The organism is Actinopolymorpha alba DSM 45243, from assembly GCF_000373925.1.
GTDB classification, from domain to species: Bacteria; Actinomycetota; Actinomycetes; order Propionibacteriales; family Actinopolymorphaceae; genus Actinopolymorpha; species Actinopolymorpha alba.
The window spans coordinates 40,088-53,956 of the sequence record NZ_KB892766.1 but is presented as its reverse complement, the minus strand read 5'-3'; the positions used below and the strand labels follow the sequence as shown (position 1 = coordinate 53,956).

Genomic DNA, 13,869 nt, shown 5'->3' with positions numbered 1-13,869 from the left:
CAGTCGAGCATGGTTCGATCCTCGGGTGGGTCCGGGGATGAGGCTGGGCCGTTGGTGGGGTGCTTCCGCTTATGGGTGGGCATGTTGGATTTCAGCGGTTGGTGGGTGTAGCCGGTGGGCGTCGTCGAAGAGAGCGCGTTCGGTGAGGCGTGCCGCAGTCAGGGCGGCGAGCGCTGCTGCGGCGAGCAGCATGTACATCACCACGATCTGGTAGCGGATGGCGGTGAGGGGGGCGACACCGGCGAGGATGAGGCCGGTCATGGCACCGGGCAGACTGATGAGGCCGACGGTTTTGGTGGAGTCGATGGCGGGGATCAGTGCGGTGCGCAAGGTGGTGCGTAGGTGGGGTGCGAAGGCGGCGGAGGCGGACAGGCCGAGGCAGAGGCGGGCTTCGATGGCTGGGCGGCCGGTGCGAGCCTCTTCGCGCAGCCGCACCAGGACGAGGGCGGTGGCCTGCATTGCGCCAGCGACGACCATGCCGCCGACGGGGATCACGACCCGGCCCTGGGTGGCGATCACACCGAGCGCAAGCAGCGTGCCCATGGTCGTCGCGGTGCCAGCGGCGATCGCCGTGGTGGCGATGGGCAGCGCGTGGCGCAGCCCGGACGCGCGTCGGGCGGCGACTTGGCCGGCGATGAGCACCATCACGGCGAGCCAGCCTGCCGCTCCGGCGAGTCCGGTGTGGGTGAAGACCAGCAGCAGGATCGCGCCGACAGCGGCCAGCTGTACGCCGGCACGCAGCGCGGCGAGGGTGATCTCGCGGGTCAGGCGCAGCCTCTGTCGCCATGCCACCATGGCGGCAAATGCGACCAGGGTCAGCGAGGCGGCGACACCTGCCCAGCTGGGAACGGACGGGCTCATGTGCGCTCCCTGTGAGAGTCGATCTGGTTGAGGTAGTCGATCTGGTCGGCGGGGCCGGCGGCGACCAGCCGCCCTGCGTGCAGGACGAGGACCTGAGCAGCGATCCGACGTGCTTGTGCTGCGTCGTGACTGACCACCACCACCGACAGGCCCGCGGTAGACAGCTCGCTGATGATCGTCTCGATGGCTTTTGCGCTGTGCGGATCGAGTGCGGAGGTGGGCTCGTCCAATAGGAGCACTTCCGGCTCGACCGCCAACGCTCTGGCCAGGCAGATCCGCTGTGCTTCTCCGCCGGACAGTCCGGCCGTGGATCTGGAGAGCATCGCTTCAGGCAGGCCCACCCGGTCCAGCAATCCGGCCGCAGCGTCGTCGTCCAGCTCGGGACAGCCGGCCTGCAGATCGGCTCGCACGGTCTCGGTGAGCAAGACCGGCTGCTGGGCGACCAGCCCGACCCGGCTCCGGAGGGCCAGAACATCAATCTCGGGTAAGGGCTGGCCGTGGAAGCGGACGGTACCGGCGGTGGGCTCCTCTAGCCGGTTGAGTAGCCGCAGAAGTGTGGACTTGCCCGCACCGGACCGACCGACCAGCGCGGTGCACGCGCCCGTCGGGATCTGGCACGTCACAGCCTCAAGTAACACCGCTCCGCCGCGCCGTACCGTCACCTGCTCCAGGCCAAACACCTCGGCCCCGTTCGTGAGCATCTCCGCGTACGCCTCCACTCTAACAAAGCCTGTAACCATGGTTACGGTACTCTGTGTGAGGCCTGGTTCTTCATGGAGGAGAACGGAAGGTTTGCCATGAAAGGGTCGATACCGGTGACTGAGACCGTGAATACGGTGGTGTTCATCTGTCCTCACGGCGCGGGGATGAGCCGGCTGGCTGCCGCGTTTTTCAACGAGGTCGCGCCGGTCGGCTGGCAGGCGACATCTGCCGGGCTCGAGCCGGCGGAAGCGGTCAGCGCAGTCGCAGTCGCGTTGGTCGCCGGCAGCCCGACCGAGACCTACCTCGACCATGCCCGGCCGCGGCCGATGGCCCAGGCAACAGGCACTCGAACGATCGCGATCAACTGCACGGTGTCCGGCGCCGATCGGTGGGATCTTGCGGCGAACACGCTTGGCGAGGCGATGAGCAACGAGCTGCGCAGCCGGGCAGCGCATCTGGCGAAGGAACTCGCCGATGTCTGTCCGTAGGCCCGGTGAGTGGGTGCTGCTGTGCTATCGGCTGCCCCGCGAACCGTCCCGCCCTCGGATCAGCCTGTGGCGCAAGCTCAAACGCCTCGGGGTGGCCCAGCTAGCTGACGGGCTGGTCGCCCTGCCCGCTGACGCTCGTACGCGCGAACAGTTCGACTGGCTCGCCGAGGAGATCATCGAGGCCGCCGGCACCGCGGGAGTGTGGGTGGCCCGACCTGCCACTGCCGCACAGGAACGCGACCTGGCGGCCGGCATGGCCGGCGCCCGCGCCGCCGAGTACGACGCCATCCGCGCCGAAGCCGAAACGGCCGCCACCACCTCCAGCCTTGGACAGGCAGGAAGAGAACGAACCCAACGCCGGCTACGGGCAGAACTACGCAGGGTGGCCAGACGGGACTACTTCCCACCGCCCGAACGCGACCAGGCCCGCGCCGCCGTCGAGGCACTCACCCCCACACCCGAGACCGCGACCCCACAGGAACAGCTATGAAGTGGGCGACCCGCCCCGGGGTGCACATCGACCGGGCAGCGTGCGCGTGGCTGATCCGCCGCCACATCGACCGCGACGCGGAGTTTGTCTTCGCCGCCGATCCCGCCGAGGTGCCCACCAATGCGACACCGTTCGACATGCGTGGGGTGGAGTTGGGCCACCACTCCGGGGACTGCAGCTTCGAGACGATCCTGCGCCGCTACGAACTCACCGACCCGGTGCTGTGGAAGCTCGCCGAGATCGTCCATGAGGCCGACTTGGACGACGAACGCTTCGACGCCCCCGAAGCCCCGGGTATGGACGTCATGCTGCGTGGCCTGTCGATGGTCTGCGACGACGATCGTGTCCTCGAACTGACCGGCCCAGTCTTCGACGGACTGTACGAATACCACCGACGCGGCCTGATGCTCGGCCACGAACCTGCCTAACCACGGCACCGGAACCGGCCACCAGTCAAGGACCTCGAACAGATCCCGGGAGATACGGTGACCGGACACAACCTAGGCCCAGTCCCAGGCACTACGCCCGGCACCAGCCGTCCGGGCACGGCAGCGGCGGGCACAGCCGCCGAGTCGTTGCGGTCCAGCGAGCCGGTGCGGGATGTGATTCCGTTTCGCCGGGCTGTGCGGGCCTGGTTTGCGATCTCGTTGCAGACCTTCGGCGGGCCCGCGGGGCAGATTGCGGTCATGCAGCGCCATCTGGTCGACGAGCGGCGCTGGATCGGGCAGCGCCGCTTCCTGCACGCGTTGAACTACTGCATGCTCCTGCCGGGTCCGGAGGCCCAGCAACTGGCGATCTATATCGGGTGGCTGCTCAACGGCGTTCGCGGTGGCCTGGTTGCCGGAACCTTGTTTGTACTACCTGGCATGGCTGCACTCTTGGCGCTGTCAGGCATCTACGCACGCTACGGTGACACCACGATCGTTACCGCACTGTTCGCCGGTCTGGCTCCCGCCGTGGTCGCGATCGTGGCGCAGGCAGTCTGGCGGGTCGGTAGAAGAGCCCTGGCCAACAGGGCGCTCCTCGGATTCGCCCTCGCCGCGTTCGCCGCTCTCGCGCTGTTCGGGATACCGTTCCCGATCGTCATCACCGTCGCCGCAGCCGCAGGCTGGGCCTTGCACCGGCTTCGACCCTCGCTCACGGCCGCGAACAGCCATGGCGACAACGCCGCTTCGGATGGGTCGGCCCCGCTGATCCCCGACGACGTGCTCCACCACGACCAGCCTTCCGCACGCCGCGCGGTGACGATCCTCACGATCGGCCTGCTGGCATGGTTCACGCCAGTCGCTGTAGTCGCCCTCGCCACTGGGGTCGGCAGTATCTACACCCAGCAAGGCGTGTTCTTCTCCGGCACTGCCGTGATCACCTTCGGCGGCGCCTACGCCGTCCTCGCCTACGTCGCCCAACGCGCCGTCGAGCACTACACCTGGCTGTCTGCAACCGACATGGTGCGCGGCCTCGCCCTCGCCGAAACCACACCCGGACCGCTGATCATGGTCGTGCAGTTCGTCGCATTCCTCGGCGCCTACCACCACCCAGGCCTACTCAACCCGTGGGCAGCCGGCATCATCGCCTCACTATTGACCACGTGGGTGACTTTCGTCCCCTGCTTCCTGTTCATCCTGCTCGGCGCCCCTTACGTCGAACGACTCCGCAGCAACCACGCCATGTCCGCCGCATTGACCGGCATCACAGCCGCGGTCGTTGGCGTCATCGCCAACCTCGGCCTCTACTTCGCCGTCAACACCCTTTTCACCCGCAGCCACGACATCACCACCGGGCCACTCGACCTTCAACTGCCGGACCTCGCCACGATCCAGCCCATCCCCGCCGGCATCACCGTCATCGCCGTCGCGCTCACTTTCAAGCTGAAATGGCCGGTTCTCCATGTCCTTGGAGTCAGCGCCGTTCTCGGGCTGGCAAGCGGGCTTACCCAAACAGCCCTGACATGACCAACGTCGGATCGTCGGTCCCAGCCAAGATCCAGCCTCAGCCATGCGGGACCTCACATCCGGCTAAACCTGGCCGGGTTCGTGCGGGCTCGTACGGGCTCGTGCCTCTCGACGCGTTCCCCAAGGATCCAGCCGTTTGTTTAACCCTGGTTACGGGTCGGTGTGTGAGTGCGTATGACGCATGGACCTGACTACGCCGTCTCGCCTGTCACTCAAGCGGCTCTGACCTACGGAAATAGGAGTTACAAGTGGTGTGACGGGTAAGCATGCGCGGGGCTTCCTACCCTCTCCAAGTCACTGCGCCACTCGGCTAGCGCGTTGTTCCGGAGGCGCACCAGTAAGTGTTTCTGACCTGCCGCGGGGAGGGCGACCAGGGGCGTCCTGAGCGATCTCCGCTCTCATCTGACAGAAAGAAACGCCGGCCACGTTCGTGGTCGGCGCCTCTCACCTGCGGTTTCTCTGGTGGAGCTGAGGGGACTCGAACCCCTGACCCCCTCCATGCCATGGAGGTGCGCTACCAGCTGCGCTACAGCCCCTTCGCCCTCGCGGGCTCAGCGAGCATATCGGGTCGACGTACAGACAGTGAAACCAGGGCACCCCCCGGCTGGCACCTTCAGCCGACGCCTACCCGAAGATCAGCGATCGTCGCTGAGGACCGGCTCGGGCAGCGTCCCGGCGTTCCACTCGATGATCCGCCAACCCCGGCGTCCGGGCTCGCACACGACCCACGCGCAGTTGCTGAGGCCACCGAAGGCGCTCCAGTGAGCGGGCGGGAATCCGACCAACCGGCTGATACCGACCCGGGCCGCCATCCCGTGGCAGGCTACGACCACCGTCTCGCCGTCAGCGACCACGTCGACCGCGCGAAGGAGGCCTTTCTCAGCCCGCGCGGCGAGCTCGGCGGCGGTCTCGCCGTCGCCACCCCTGCGGACGTCCTCGCCGGCGTCCATGCGGGCATGGATGTCGGGGAATCGGGCCTGGAACTCCGTCTGCGTCAGGCCCGCCCACGACCCGACGTGGATCTCCCGCAGGTCAGGGTCGTAGGTGACCTCGAGCCCCGTGAGCCGGGCCAACTCCGCCGCCGTCTGAGCGGCCCGCTGGAGGTCGCTCGACACGATCGCGGCCGGACGCAACGCCGCGAGCCGGGCCGCCGCGGCCTTAGCCTGGGCGACTCCCACCTCATCGAGTGGAATGTCGGTCTGGCCCTGGAATTTGGCGTCCAGGTTCCACTTCGTCCGACCGTGTCGCCAGACCACCAACCGGCCGGCGCTCACGCGTCGGTCCCGGTGGGTCGGGCACCTTCGGCGAAACCATCGCCAGGCTGCCCGCCAGCGAACACCGCTTCGGGGAGGGGAATCTCGGGACAGTCCCGCCAGAGGCGTTCGAGGGCGTAAAACGCGCGCTCCTCGACGTGCTGGACGTGGATGACGAGATCGCCGTAGTCGAGGAGCACCCAGCGGTTGTCCCTGTCGCCCTCGCGGCGAAGGGGCTTCACGCCGGCTGCTCCCAGCCGGTCGACAATCTCCTGGACGATGGCACCGACCTGACGGTCGTTGGAAGCAGAGCACAAGAGGAACACGTCGGCGATGGCGAGCCGCTCGGATACGTCGAAAGCGACGATGTCGCGGGCCAGCTTGTCAGAAGCGGCCCGGGCGGCCAGCCGTGCCAGCTCGACGGCCTGAGTCGTTGCGGGCACGAGATCCTTTCTCGACGAACCAGGACATACCGCAGGCCCGTCGTGGGTGTTCGGCGTACTTAACCTCTCCAGGATCTCACGGCTCGAGGTACATATGCCTCTTGTTGATGTACTGAACGATCCCGTCGGGCACGAGGTACCAGATCGGGTGCCCGGTGGCGACCCGCTGCCGCACCTCCGTCGACGAGATCGCGAGGGCCGGGATCTCCAGCAGGGTCACGACATCCTTGGGAACCTGATCGATCTCGATCACGTGCCCGGGGCGGGTGCACCCGACGAAATGTGCCATCTCGAAGAGTTCGTCGACATCGCGCCAGGTGAGGATCTGGGTGAGCGCGTCCGCGCCCGTGATGAAGTAGAACTCCGCATCGGGACCGCGTTCCTTGCGCAGGTCTCGAAGGGTGTCGACGGTGTACGTCAGGCCGGGCCGGTCGATGTCGACCCGGCTCACCGAGAACCTGGGGTTGGACGCGGTCGCGATGACCGTCATCAGGTAGCGGTCCTCGGCGAGTGAGACCTCGCGGTCGCCCTTCTGCCAGGGCCGGCCGGTCGGGACGAAGATCACCTCGTCCAGATCGAACGACGCCTGCACCTCGCTGGCGGCCACAAGGTGTCCGTGATGGATCGGGTCGAAGGTACCGCCCATCACCCCGATCCGCGGCCGTCGCGCCGTCACGGCACCTCCCGGTGCTGCGCCCCACTCGCGTACATCCGGATCACCGAACTCAGACGTGCGGACGCCCCTTGCCGATGGCGAGCGTGATCAGCAACAACACCGACAGGAGCACGAACGCCACGAACCCGATCACCGGCGCCGGGACCGGAAGCTCGTGGTGAGTCTCCTGCGCGAGAAGGACGAACGACTCCATGCCGGGCAGCCTACCTGGGCGCCTTTACCCGGCCGACGCGAGCCTGGCTGTCGGGTGTTAGGTACGGATCTGGCCCTCACCCACGACGACGTACTTGGTCGACGTCATCTCCGGCAGCCCCATCGGTCCACGGGCGTGCAGCTTCTGCGTCGAGATGCCGATCTCAGCCCCGAACCCGAACTCCCCGCCGTCGGTGAACCGCGTCGACGCGTTGACCACGACGGCCGCGGAGTCGACGGCCTGGACGAACCGCCGCGACGCCGCCTGCGACCGGGTGATGATCGCGTCGGTGTGCCCCGAGCCATGCCGCCGGATGTGGCGTACGGCATCGTCGAGCGAGTCGACCACGGCTGCGGCGAGGTCGAGCGAGAGGTACTCCGTGGTCCAGTCCTCGTTGGTCGCGGCGACCACGTCGTCGGCGTATGCCTGGACCCGCTCATCACCATGCACGGTCACGCCCGCCTCCCGCAGCGCCGCGAGCGCGCGGGGCAGGAACGCGTCGGCGGCGTCGCGGTGCACGAGCACGGTCTCGGCCGCGTTGCAGACGCTGGGCCGCTGGGTCTTGGCGTTCAACAGGATCGACAGGGCCATCTCGATGTCGGCGTCACTGTCAACGTAGACGTGACAGTTGCCGACGCCGGTCTCGATCACCGGCACCGTCGACTGCTCGACGACGCTACGGATCAGACTGGCTCCCCCACGAGGAATGAGCACGTCGACGAGTCCGCGGGCCCGCATCAGGTGCTTGACCGAGTCATGGCTCTCGCCCGGAACGAGCTGGATCGCGTCGGCCGGAAAACCCTTGGCCGCAAGGGCATCCCGCAACGCCGCGACGATCGCGGCGTTGGACTCCCGGGCGGAGGAGGAGCCGCGGAGGAGTACGGCGTTGCCGCTCTTGACGCAGAGCCCGGCGGCGTCGGCGGTGACGTTGGGTCGGGCTTCGTAGATGATGCCGACGACGCCGAACGGCACCCGCACCTGACGAAGCTCGAGACCGTTGGGAAGGGTGTAGCCGCGAACCACCTCGCCCACCGGGTCGGTGAGCTGGGCGACCTGGCGCAGACCGTCCGCCATCCCCCGCACGCGCGTGTCGTCGAGCCGCAGCCGGTCGATGATGGCATCGGAGGTGCCGGCCGCACGGGCGCGTTCGATGTCGCCGGCGTTGGCCTTGACGATGTCGGGAGCCTGCGACTCCAGCGCCTCGGCCATCGCCTGGAGGACGGCGTCCTTGTCAGCGCGCGAACGGATGGCGAGGTCGACGGCAGCCTCGCGGGCACGCCGGGCAGTGTCGAGAACGGCGTCCTGATCAGAGGAGTGGGCGTCGGACGCGTGACCAGTCATGCCTTGATCCTAGGACCGCCCGCCGACCGAGGTGCTCCTCCAACCCGCACCACCCGGCGCGCCAGCAGGCAGAGCCGCCGCGCTGGTGGGGTGGCCGGTGCTCAGTCCTGCTGGATCTTGATGTTCCCGCTGCCGGTCCGCACGTCGAGCAGCGCGGTGGCGGTCGGGTCGTCCTCGACCGTGATGTCGCCGCTGCCGGATCCGCTCCGCTGGCGTACGCGGTACTTTCCCTCCGGAACCACGAGGTCGACGGACCCGCTGGCCGCGCTCGCCCGGACAGACTCCGGCGCGTCGAGGGCCAGGCGGATGTCTCCCGAACCGGCCTGGGCGGTCACGGGTCCGGCCAACTCGTCCCCACGGATGTTCCCGGAGCCGGTTCGAGCCTCGACCGCCGCGGACACGTCGTTGACCGTGAGGTTTCCGGACCCGGTGCGCGCATGGACGACCCCCGACGCGCCGTTCACCGTGAGGTCACCGGAGCCGAGCTCGATGTCCACCGCGTCCACGCCGGTCAGGTCGACGTCGCCGGAGCCGTTCTCACCGCCTACGGCGACACCTTCCGGCGCGACGACGTCGTACGACACCCTGCAGCGCCGCCCGCAGTTGGTGTCGAGGAGAAGTTCGGTGCCATCGATCCGGTAGGTCTCCTCCGGCGCGACACCCCGGTGGCGGACTCTGGACGTGATCTCCACGTCGGACACCGCGGCGGTGCGGACGGTGATGTCGCCCGCACCGGGTTCGAGCGTGATGCGGGTGATCCGCACCGGCTCGGTCCGGGCGATCTCCAGACGTTTGCTCACCAACCCGCAGGCGGTCGCTGTGGCGAGCGTGGCGGCGCTCAGGACAAGCACGCCCCAGGTCTTGGCGACGTTCCCGGAAACAGACATGCCGGCAGACTAGTGGGCCGCCAGACGCTCTCTTATCGTGCTGACCTCTTTACTCAGCGTCAGCATGCTATGTACGCTCGCTCTCGGTTCGCGACACCTCTACGAGAGGAGCCGATCCTTGGCGCGGCATCGGGAAAGACCTGGGCTCCGCAGCGCAGTCGAGAGCGCGGCACGCGCGTTGACGCCCGTCGTCGTCACCACCGCCCTGATCGGCCTCACGTACACCCAGCGCCCCGACCTCGTCACGAACGCCCTCACCGCATCGACCACGCCCGTCATCGGCGTTCTCGCCCTTCTGGTCGCGGCGACGGGTGCCGCCGTCCATGTCGCGACCGGCTCCCGGATTGCGGGCATCCTCGCACCGGCGGCCATCCCGCTGGCCGCGGCCGGCATCCTCCTCGCCCCCGCGATGCAGAGCCCCACCTGGACCGACGCGACCTCGCCGTACGTCGTGAACCCCGTCGCGGGGCCGTCGCCGCGACCAACGAGCGACGCCCGGATCGCGTCCGCGCTGCCGCGACCCTCGCCCACCCCGTCGCCGACCCACCCGGCCGGCTTCGCGCCGAGCCACCAGCCGCGACCTGACCGTGCGGTTCGTCCGCGGATCGCGATCCATCCGACATCGAGGCGCGTGCCGACGTCCGCACCACTCACGGCCACGCCGGCCCCGACGACCAAAGCGGGCGTGGCGCTCAGCCAGCCAAGCCAGACACCGGCCCCACGCGGCGAGGTGACCACCTCGAGCCATCCGTCCGGAACCCTCGAGCTCTCCCGAGCACAGCTGGTCGGCATCGGCCACCAGCTCAGCGGAACGGCCCGCCTGGTCACCTGGCCGGACGGCAACCAGCTGGTCGTCCTCGAACAGCTGACGTTCACGCCGACGCGCGGCTCGGTCAGCGTCTATCTGACGGCCCATGGAGCCACGGCGAAGCCGGCGTCCACGCCCCTCATCCTCCTCGGCGGGAACGCCACCAACGGGTACGTGTACGCGATCCCGGGCGGGCGCCGCGTGACCCGGCCCGCCGCCATCCTCCTCTGGCGCCTCGACCTCGACCGGGCGCTGGCCTCCGCCTCACTCACACCGTGACGCGGTGGACCCGGCAGATCCGCCAGACCATTTTGACAGTGTTATGTGACAGTGACAGCATGGCCGTATGGCGACAGATCCCTGGACGATCAGCGAGCTGTCTGAGCAGGTGGCCGCGGCACTCTCCGCCGCGTCATCCGCTCAGGCCAGCGGTCGTGTCCGGGAGGTTCCCGACGCCCGCACCATTCGGTGGTACCAAACGACCGGGCTCGTCGACCGACCACAGATGCGGGGCCGGTCCGCGAGCTACGGCGTACGCCACCTCCTCCAGGTGCTCGCGATCAAGAAGCTCCAGGGACGCGGCCTCGCACTCTCAGACATCCAGGCCGACCTCGCCGGGGCCTCTGACGAGACGCTCGCCCGGATCGCCGAGGTGCCCATCCCTCTCGAGCTGTCTTCGGAGCTGCCGTCCGGGCAGGATCGCGGGCTGACCGCCGATCTCCACGTCCCCAGTGGCGCCGCGGCTCGTACGCGATTCTGGGCGGGTCCAGCACGGGCGAGCGTCTCCGCCCACGCCACCGTCGCCGAGGTCGCCGAGGTCGCCGAGGTCGCTGACCAGCGGCCGGCCGACGCCGTTGCGGGAGTACGACTGGCAGACGGCGTTCTCCTCATCCTCGACGGGCTCCCGCGCACACCCGACGCCGCAGAGGTCGCCGCACTTCACGAAGCGGCGCAACCCCTGGTTGACAGGCTCCAGCAGTTTGGTCTGCTGCCTCCGGCGCGACTGACCGATCCGACTCCGGACGCCACCCGACGTTCCCCGACCGCCAAGGAGCAGGCATGAGCGAGCGCAGCGAGCGAATCATTCAATACAGCGCGCCTGGTGCCTCATGCGCGCCCGGAGCGAAGCGAGGACGCGCATGAGCATCTCTGTCAGCCAGCTACCCACGACCGCAGCACCACCGCAACCGTCCGCGGACGAGGGCTTCGGGACGCTCGCGACGGAGCGCGGCAACCTCCCACTCGAAGCGCTCGACGTTCGGCTCACGACCACCGGACTCGCGGTGCGCACCCACCTCAGCCAGCGCTTCCGCAACCCCTACCCGGAACCCCTGGAGGCCACCTACATCTTTCCGCTGCCCGACCGGGCGGCACTGACCGCGCTCCAGATGGAAGCCGATGACCGCATCGTCGAAGGGGTGCTCCGCGAACGCGAACGCGCCCGCGCCGACTACGACCAGGCCGTGAGCGAGGGCAAGCGCGCCTCGATCGCCGAGGAGGAGCGCCCGGGCGTCTTCACCATGCGGGTCGGCAACATCCTGCCCGGCGAACGGGTCACCGTGCGACTCACCCTCGCGGGCCAGCTGGCGTTCGACGACGGCACCGCCACGCTGCGGTTCCCGCTCGTTGTCGCGCCCCGCTACATCCCGGGCCATCCCCTGGACGACGAGCCGGTCGGCAGTGGGGTCAGCCCTGACACGGACGCCGTTCCAGACGCGTCCAGGATCACCCCACCCGTGTTGCTGCCCGGCTGCCATTCACCTGTGGCTCTGTCGATCGAGGTCGACATCGATCCGGCGGGCCTGCCCGTGACCGAGGTGGCGTCCAGCCTGCATGCCGTCGCCGTCGACGAGCTGGACGGCGGTCGGCTACGGGTGCGGGTACACCCCGGCGAACGCGCCGACCGTGACTTCATCCTGCGGCTCGGCCTCGGCTCCGCCGACGCGATCAGCAGCGCACTCGTCGTCATTCCCGACGAGCGGGCCACCGCGGGAGCCCCCTGGATGACACTCAGCCCGGCGAGGATCCCCACTCCCGGCCGCCGGAGGATCACGGCGACGGGACCTTTGCCCTCACCGTGCTCCCGCCCTCCTCGACCAGACCAGCACGTGCCCGCGATGTTGTCTTTGTGCTCGACCGATCCGGCAGCATGGGCGGCTGGAAGATGGTCACTGCCCGGCGGGCCGCCGCCCGGATCGTCGACACCCTGTCAGGCGCGGACAGGTTCTCGGTGCTGGCGTTCGACAACACCATCGAGACAGCCCCCACGCTGCCGGAAGGGCTCGTGCCGGCGACTGACCGCAACCGCTTCCGGGCGATCGAGCACCTCGCCCGTCTCGAAGCCCGCGGCGGCACCGAGATGCTCGCCCCGCTGGTCCGTGCGGCCGCGCTCCTCCGCGAGGGCAGCGACACCGACTCCGCGGACCGCGAGCGGGATCGGGTCCTGGTGCTCGTCACCGACGGCCAGGTAGGCAACGAAGACCAGATCCTGCACGAGCTCGCGCCCCAGCTACCAGGCATCCGCGTCCACGCCGTCGGCATCGACGTCGCTGTCAACGAAGCCTTTCTACGCCGGATCGCCGCGCTCGGAGGAGGTCACTACGAGCTGGTGGAGTCCGAGGATCAGCTGGACTCCGCCATGGAGGCCATCCACCGCAGGGTCGGCACACCACTCGTCACGGACCTGCGGTTCATACCGGCGGGTCTCGACATCCTGCCCGAATCCCTCACGCCGACTCCGCTTCCGGCGCTCTATGCGGGCGCTCCGCTCCTCGTGATGGGTCGCTACCGCGGAACCCCCACCGGTGCCGTTACGGTCAAAGGCCAAGCGGCCGGCGGTTCCGACTGGTCGACACAGATGCCGGTGACGCCGGGCACCAACACCGCGCTCGCGGCGGTGTGGGCTCGCGGCCGGCTCCGTGACCTCGAAGACCGCTACGTCACAGGTTCGAGCCAGCTCCCGCTGGCAGGTGAGGATCCCAAGGCGTTGGAGAGCCAGATCATCGCGACCTCGCTGCGGTTCGGAGTCCTGTGCCGCTTCACGGCGTACGTCGCGATCGACTCCCGCATCGTCACCGACGGCGGCACACCGCGCCGGGTCACCCAGCCGGTCGAGTTCCCACAGGGTTGGGACAGAGAGTCCACCTTTGGCACCGCCAGTCTGATGCCTGGAGGAGGAGCCGCGCTGATGGCGAGTGCGGGCCCGATGGGTGGCGGATTCGCCGGACCACGCCGCGCCCGGCTGCGGCCCGCGGCACCAGCTCGGGACATGACGGGCATGCCCGAGAGCGCGGCCCAGGAGTTCTCCGCTCAGCCCGACCTCGCTGGGCGCGAGCGGCTCGAGCCCAGCGAGGTCGCCGACGTACGCCGTGCTCTCAACGACGAACTCGCCCGGCTGGAGCAGGCGCCCGCCTCCAAACGCCCGCAACACCTCGCAGACCTGGCGCCACGGCTGGCCGAGTTGCTGGCAAGGCTGGAATCAGCGGGCGTCGACAGCTTTGCGCTCCTGCCACTCCGCGACCTGCTCGCAGACCTGCGGAGCTATGCGCGGGAGACCCCCACAAACGCCGTGGAGGCCGAGCGACTGTGGCTGCGGGTGCTCGACGTGTTCAGAGCGTTCGTCGCCGTCAATGACTGGCCATCCGGCAACCAGCCGACGGTCACGTCCAAGCCCCCACGGTCCAAGCCCTCGCGCGGCCCGGGCGGATCGCACCGACGGACGTTCTGGCGTCGAGGCTCCTGATCCGGATGGGCGGCCACACCCGGCGGGGTCAGC

Annotated in this window: 15 protein-coding genes, 1 tRNA gene and 1 pseudogene; 8 read left to right on the top strand and 9 right to left on the bottom strand. The window is 68.9% G+C overall.

The features are described from left to right. Nucleotides 1-69 precede the first annotated feature (69 nt). A complete protein-coding gene (locus B141_RS0122280; protein ID WP_020577403.1) occupies nt 70-861 on the bottom strand; it encodes an ABC transporter permease in 792 nt (263 codons plus the stop codon). Then, nucleotides 858-1,562: an ABC transporter ATP-binding protein gene (locus B141_RS0122275; protein WP_040422032.1), complete on the bottom strand. Its 705-nt coding sequence runs from the start codon at nt 1,560-1,562 to the stop codon at nt 858-860. Before B141_RS0122275 ends, B141_RS0122280 begins: the two co-directional genes overlap by 4 nt. 72 nt (nt 1,563-1,634) lie before the next feature. Here B141_RS0122275 and B141_RS45965 point away from each other — a divergent pair, with 72 nt between their 5' ends. The 4 genes from B141_RS45965 to chrA are packed head-to-tail and all read left to right on the top strand — an operon-like array spanning nt 1,635 to nt 4,493. Beyond that, nucleotides 1,635-2,051: a low molecular weight phosphatase family protein gene (locus B141_RS45965; protein ID WP_157181201.1), complete on the top strand. Its 417-nt coding sequence runs from the start codon at nt 1,635-1,637 to the stop codon at nt 2,049-2,051. Continuing rightward, nucleotides 2,038-2,541 carry a Chromate resistance protein ChrB gene (locus B141_RS0122265; protein ID WP_040422023.1) on the top strand — a complete coding sequence of 168 codons (504 nt, stop codon included), beginning with the start codon at nt 2,038-2,040 and terminating at the stop codon, nt 2,539-2,541. Before B141_RS45965 ends, B141_RS0122265 begins: the two co-directional genes overlap by 14 nt. Then, the gene (locus B141_RS0122260) at nt 2,538-2,969 is read left to right on the top strand and encodes a chromate resistance protein ChrB domain-containing protein (protein ID WP_020577399.1); all 432 of its coding nucleotides are present in this window, start codon (nt 2,538-2,540) and stop codon (nt 2,967-2,969) included. The genes B141_RS0122265 and B141_RS0122260 overlap by 4 nt, the downstream gene beginning before the upstream one ends. Nucleotides 2,970-3,026: 57 nt before the next feature. Continuing rightward, a complete protein-coding gene (chrA, locus tag B141_RS0122255) occupies nt 3,027-4,493 on the top strand; it encodes a chromate efflux transporter (protein ID WP_237742772.1) in 1,467 nt (488 codons plus the stop codon). A gap of 460 nt (nt 4,494-4,953) precedes the next feature. On the opposite strand, the gene B141_RS0122250 is transcribed toward chrA, so the two are convergent. The 7 genes from B141_RS0122250 to B141_RS0122220 all read right to left on the bottom strand — a co-directional run bounded on the left by B141_RS0122250 (nt 4,954) and on the right by B141_RS0122220 (nt 9,286). Then, a tRNA-Ala gene (locus B141_RS0122250) sits at nt 4,954-5,029 on the bottom strand. Nucleotides 5,030-5,128: 99 nt separating this feature from the next. Then, on the bottom strand, nt 5,129-5,767 hold the full coding sequence (locus tag B141_RS0122245; RefSeq protein WP_020577397.1) for a histidine phosphatase family protein: 639 nt from the start codon (nt 5,765-5,767) through the stop codon (nt 5,129-5,131). Beyond that, nucleotides 5,764-6,189: a ribosome silencing factor gene (gene rsfS, locus B141_RS0122240; RefSeq protein WP_020577396.1), complete on the bottom strand. Its 426-nt coding sequence runs from the start codon at nt 6,187-6,189 to the stop codon at nt 5,764-5,766. The genes B141_RS0122245 and rsfS overlap by 4 nt, the downstream gene beginning before the upstream one ends. Before the next feature lie 76 nt (nt 6,190-6,265). Next, on the bottom strand, nt 6,266-6,865 hold the full coding sequence (nadD, locus tag B141_RS0122235; RefSeq protein ID WP_026257463.1) for a nicotinate-nucleotide adenylyltransferase: 600 nt from the start codon (nt 6,863-6,865) through the stop codon (nt 6,266-6,268). Nucleotides 6,866-6,914: 49 nt separating this feature from the next. Then, entirely contained in the window at nt 6,915-7,058 is a 144-nt protein-coding gene (locus tag B141_RS50345) for a hypothetical protein (protein WP_020577394.1), read from the bottom strand. A 57-nt stretch (nt 7,059-7,115) separates the two neighbouring features. Continuing rightward, on the bottom strand, nt 7,116-8,399 hold the full coding sequence (locus B141_RS0122225; RefSeq protein ID WP_020577393.1) for a glutamate-5-semialdehyde dehydrogenase: 1,284 nt from the start codon (nt 8,397-8,399) through the stop codon (nt 7,116-7,118). Nucleotides 8,400-8,500: 101 nt separating this feature from the next. Next, on the bottom strand, nt 8,501-9,286 hold the full coding sequence (locus B141_RS0122220) for a DUF4097 family beta strand repeat-containing protein (RefSeq protein WP_020577392.1): 786 nt from the start codon (nt 9,284-9,286) through the stop codon (nt 8,501-8,503). Nucleotides 9,287-9,404: 118 nt separating this feature from the next. On the opposite strand from B141_RS0122220, the gene B141_RS0122215 reads away from it, so the two are divergent. The 4 genes and pseudogenes from B141_RS0122215 to B141_RS50810 all read left to right on the top strand — a co-directional run bounded on the left by B141_RS0122215 (nt 9,405) and on the right by B141_RS50810 (nt 13,836). Continuing rightward, nucleotides 9,405-10,373 carry a hypothetical protein gene (locus B141_RS0122215; RefSeq protein WP_157181200.1) on the top strand — a complete coding sequence of 323 codons (969 nt, stop codon included), beginning with the start codon at nt 9,405-9,407 and terminating at the stop codon, nt 10,371-10,373. 67 nt (nt 10,374-10,440) lie between these two features. After that, nucleotides 10,441-11,157: a MerR family transcriptional regulator gene (locus B141_RS42120; RefSeq protein ID WP_020577391.1), complete on the top strand. Its 717-nt coding sequence runs from the start codon at nt 10,441-10,443 to the stop codon at nt 11,155-11,157. A gap of 46 nt (nt 11,158-11,203) precedes the next feature. Next, nucleotides 11,204-11,605, top strand: a pseudogene (locus tag B141_RS51590) (VIT domain-containing protein); the annotation flags it as partial. A 638-nt stretch (nt 11,606-12,243) separates the two neighbouring features. Next, nucleotides 12,244-13,836, top strand: a complete 1,593-nt coding sequence (locus B141_RS50810; RefSeq protein WP_420313601.1) for a VWA domain-containing protein — start codon at nt 12,244-12,246, stop codon at nt 13,834-13,836. The last annotated feature ends 33 nt before the right edge of the window (nt 13,837-13,869 follow it).

Excerpts from the sequence above, each read along its gene's own strand:
- B141_RS50345 (WP_020577394.1), bottom strand. The coding sequence starts at position 7,058 with ATGGAGTCGTTCGTCCTTCTCGCGCAGGAGACTCACCACGAGCTTCCG.
- B141_RS0122225 (WP_020577393.1), bottom strand. The coding sequence starts at position 8,399 with ATGACTGGTCACGCGTCCGACGCCCACTCCTCTGATCAGGACGCCGTT.
- B141_RS50810 (WP_420313601.1), top strand. The coding sequence starts at position 12,244 with ATGGGCGGCTGGAAGATGGTCACTGCCCGGCGGGCCGCCGCCCGGATC.
- B141_RS0122275 (WP_040422032.1), bottom strand. The coding sequence starts at position 1,562 with ATGCTCACGAACGGGGCCGAGGTGTTTGGCCTGGAGCAGGTGACGGTA.
- B141_RS0122265 (WP_040422023.1), top strand. The coding sequence starts at position 2,038 with ATGTCTGTCCGTAGGCCCGGTGAGTGGGTGCTGCTGTGCTATCGGCTG.
- B141_RS0122280 (WP_020577403.1), bottom strand. The coding sequence starts at position 861 with ATGAGCCCGTCCGTTCCCAGCTGGGCAGGTGTCGCCGCCTCGCTGACC.
- B141_RS0122220 (WP_020577392.1), bottom strand. The coding sequence starts at position 9,286 with ATGTCTGTTTCCGGGAACGTCGCCAAGACCTGGGGCGTGCTTGTCCTG.
- B141_RS42120 (WP_020577391.1), top strand. The coding sequence starts at position 10,441 with ATGGCGACAGATCCCTGGACGATCAGCGAGCTGTCTGAGCAGGTGGCC.
- B141_RS0122260 (WP_020577399.1), top strand. The coding sequence starts at position 2,538 with ATGAAGTGGGCGACCCGCCCCGGGGTGCACATCGACCGGGCAGCGTGC.
- B141_RS45965 (WP_157181201.1), top strand. The coding sequence starts at position 1,635 with ATGGAGGAGAACGGAAGGTTTGCCATGAAAGGGTCGATACCGGTGACT.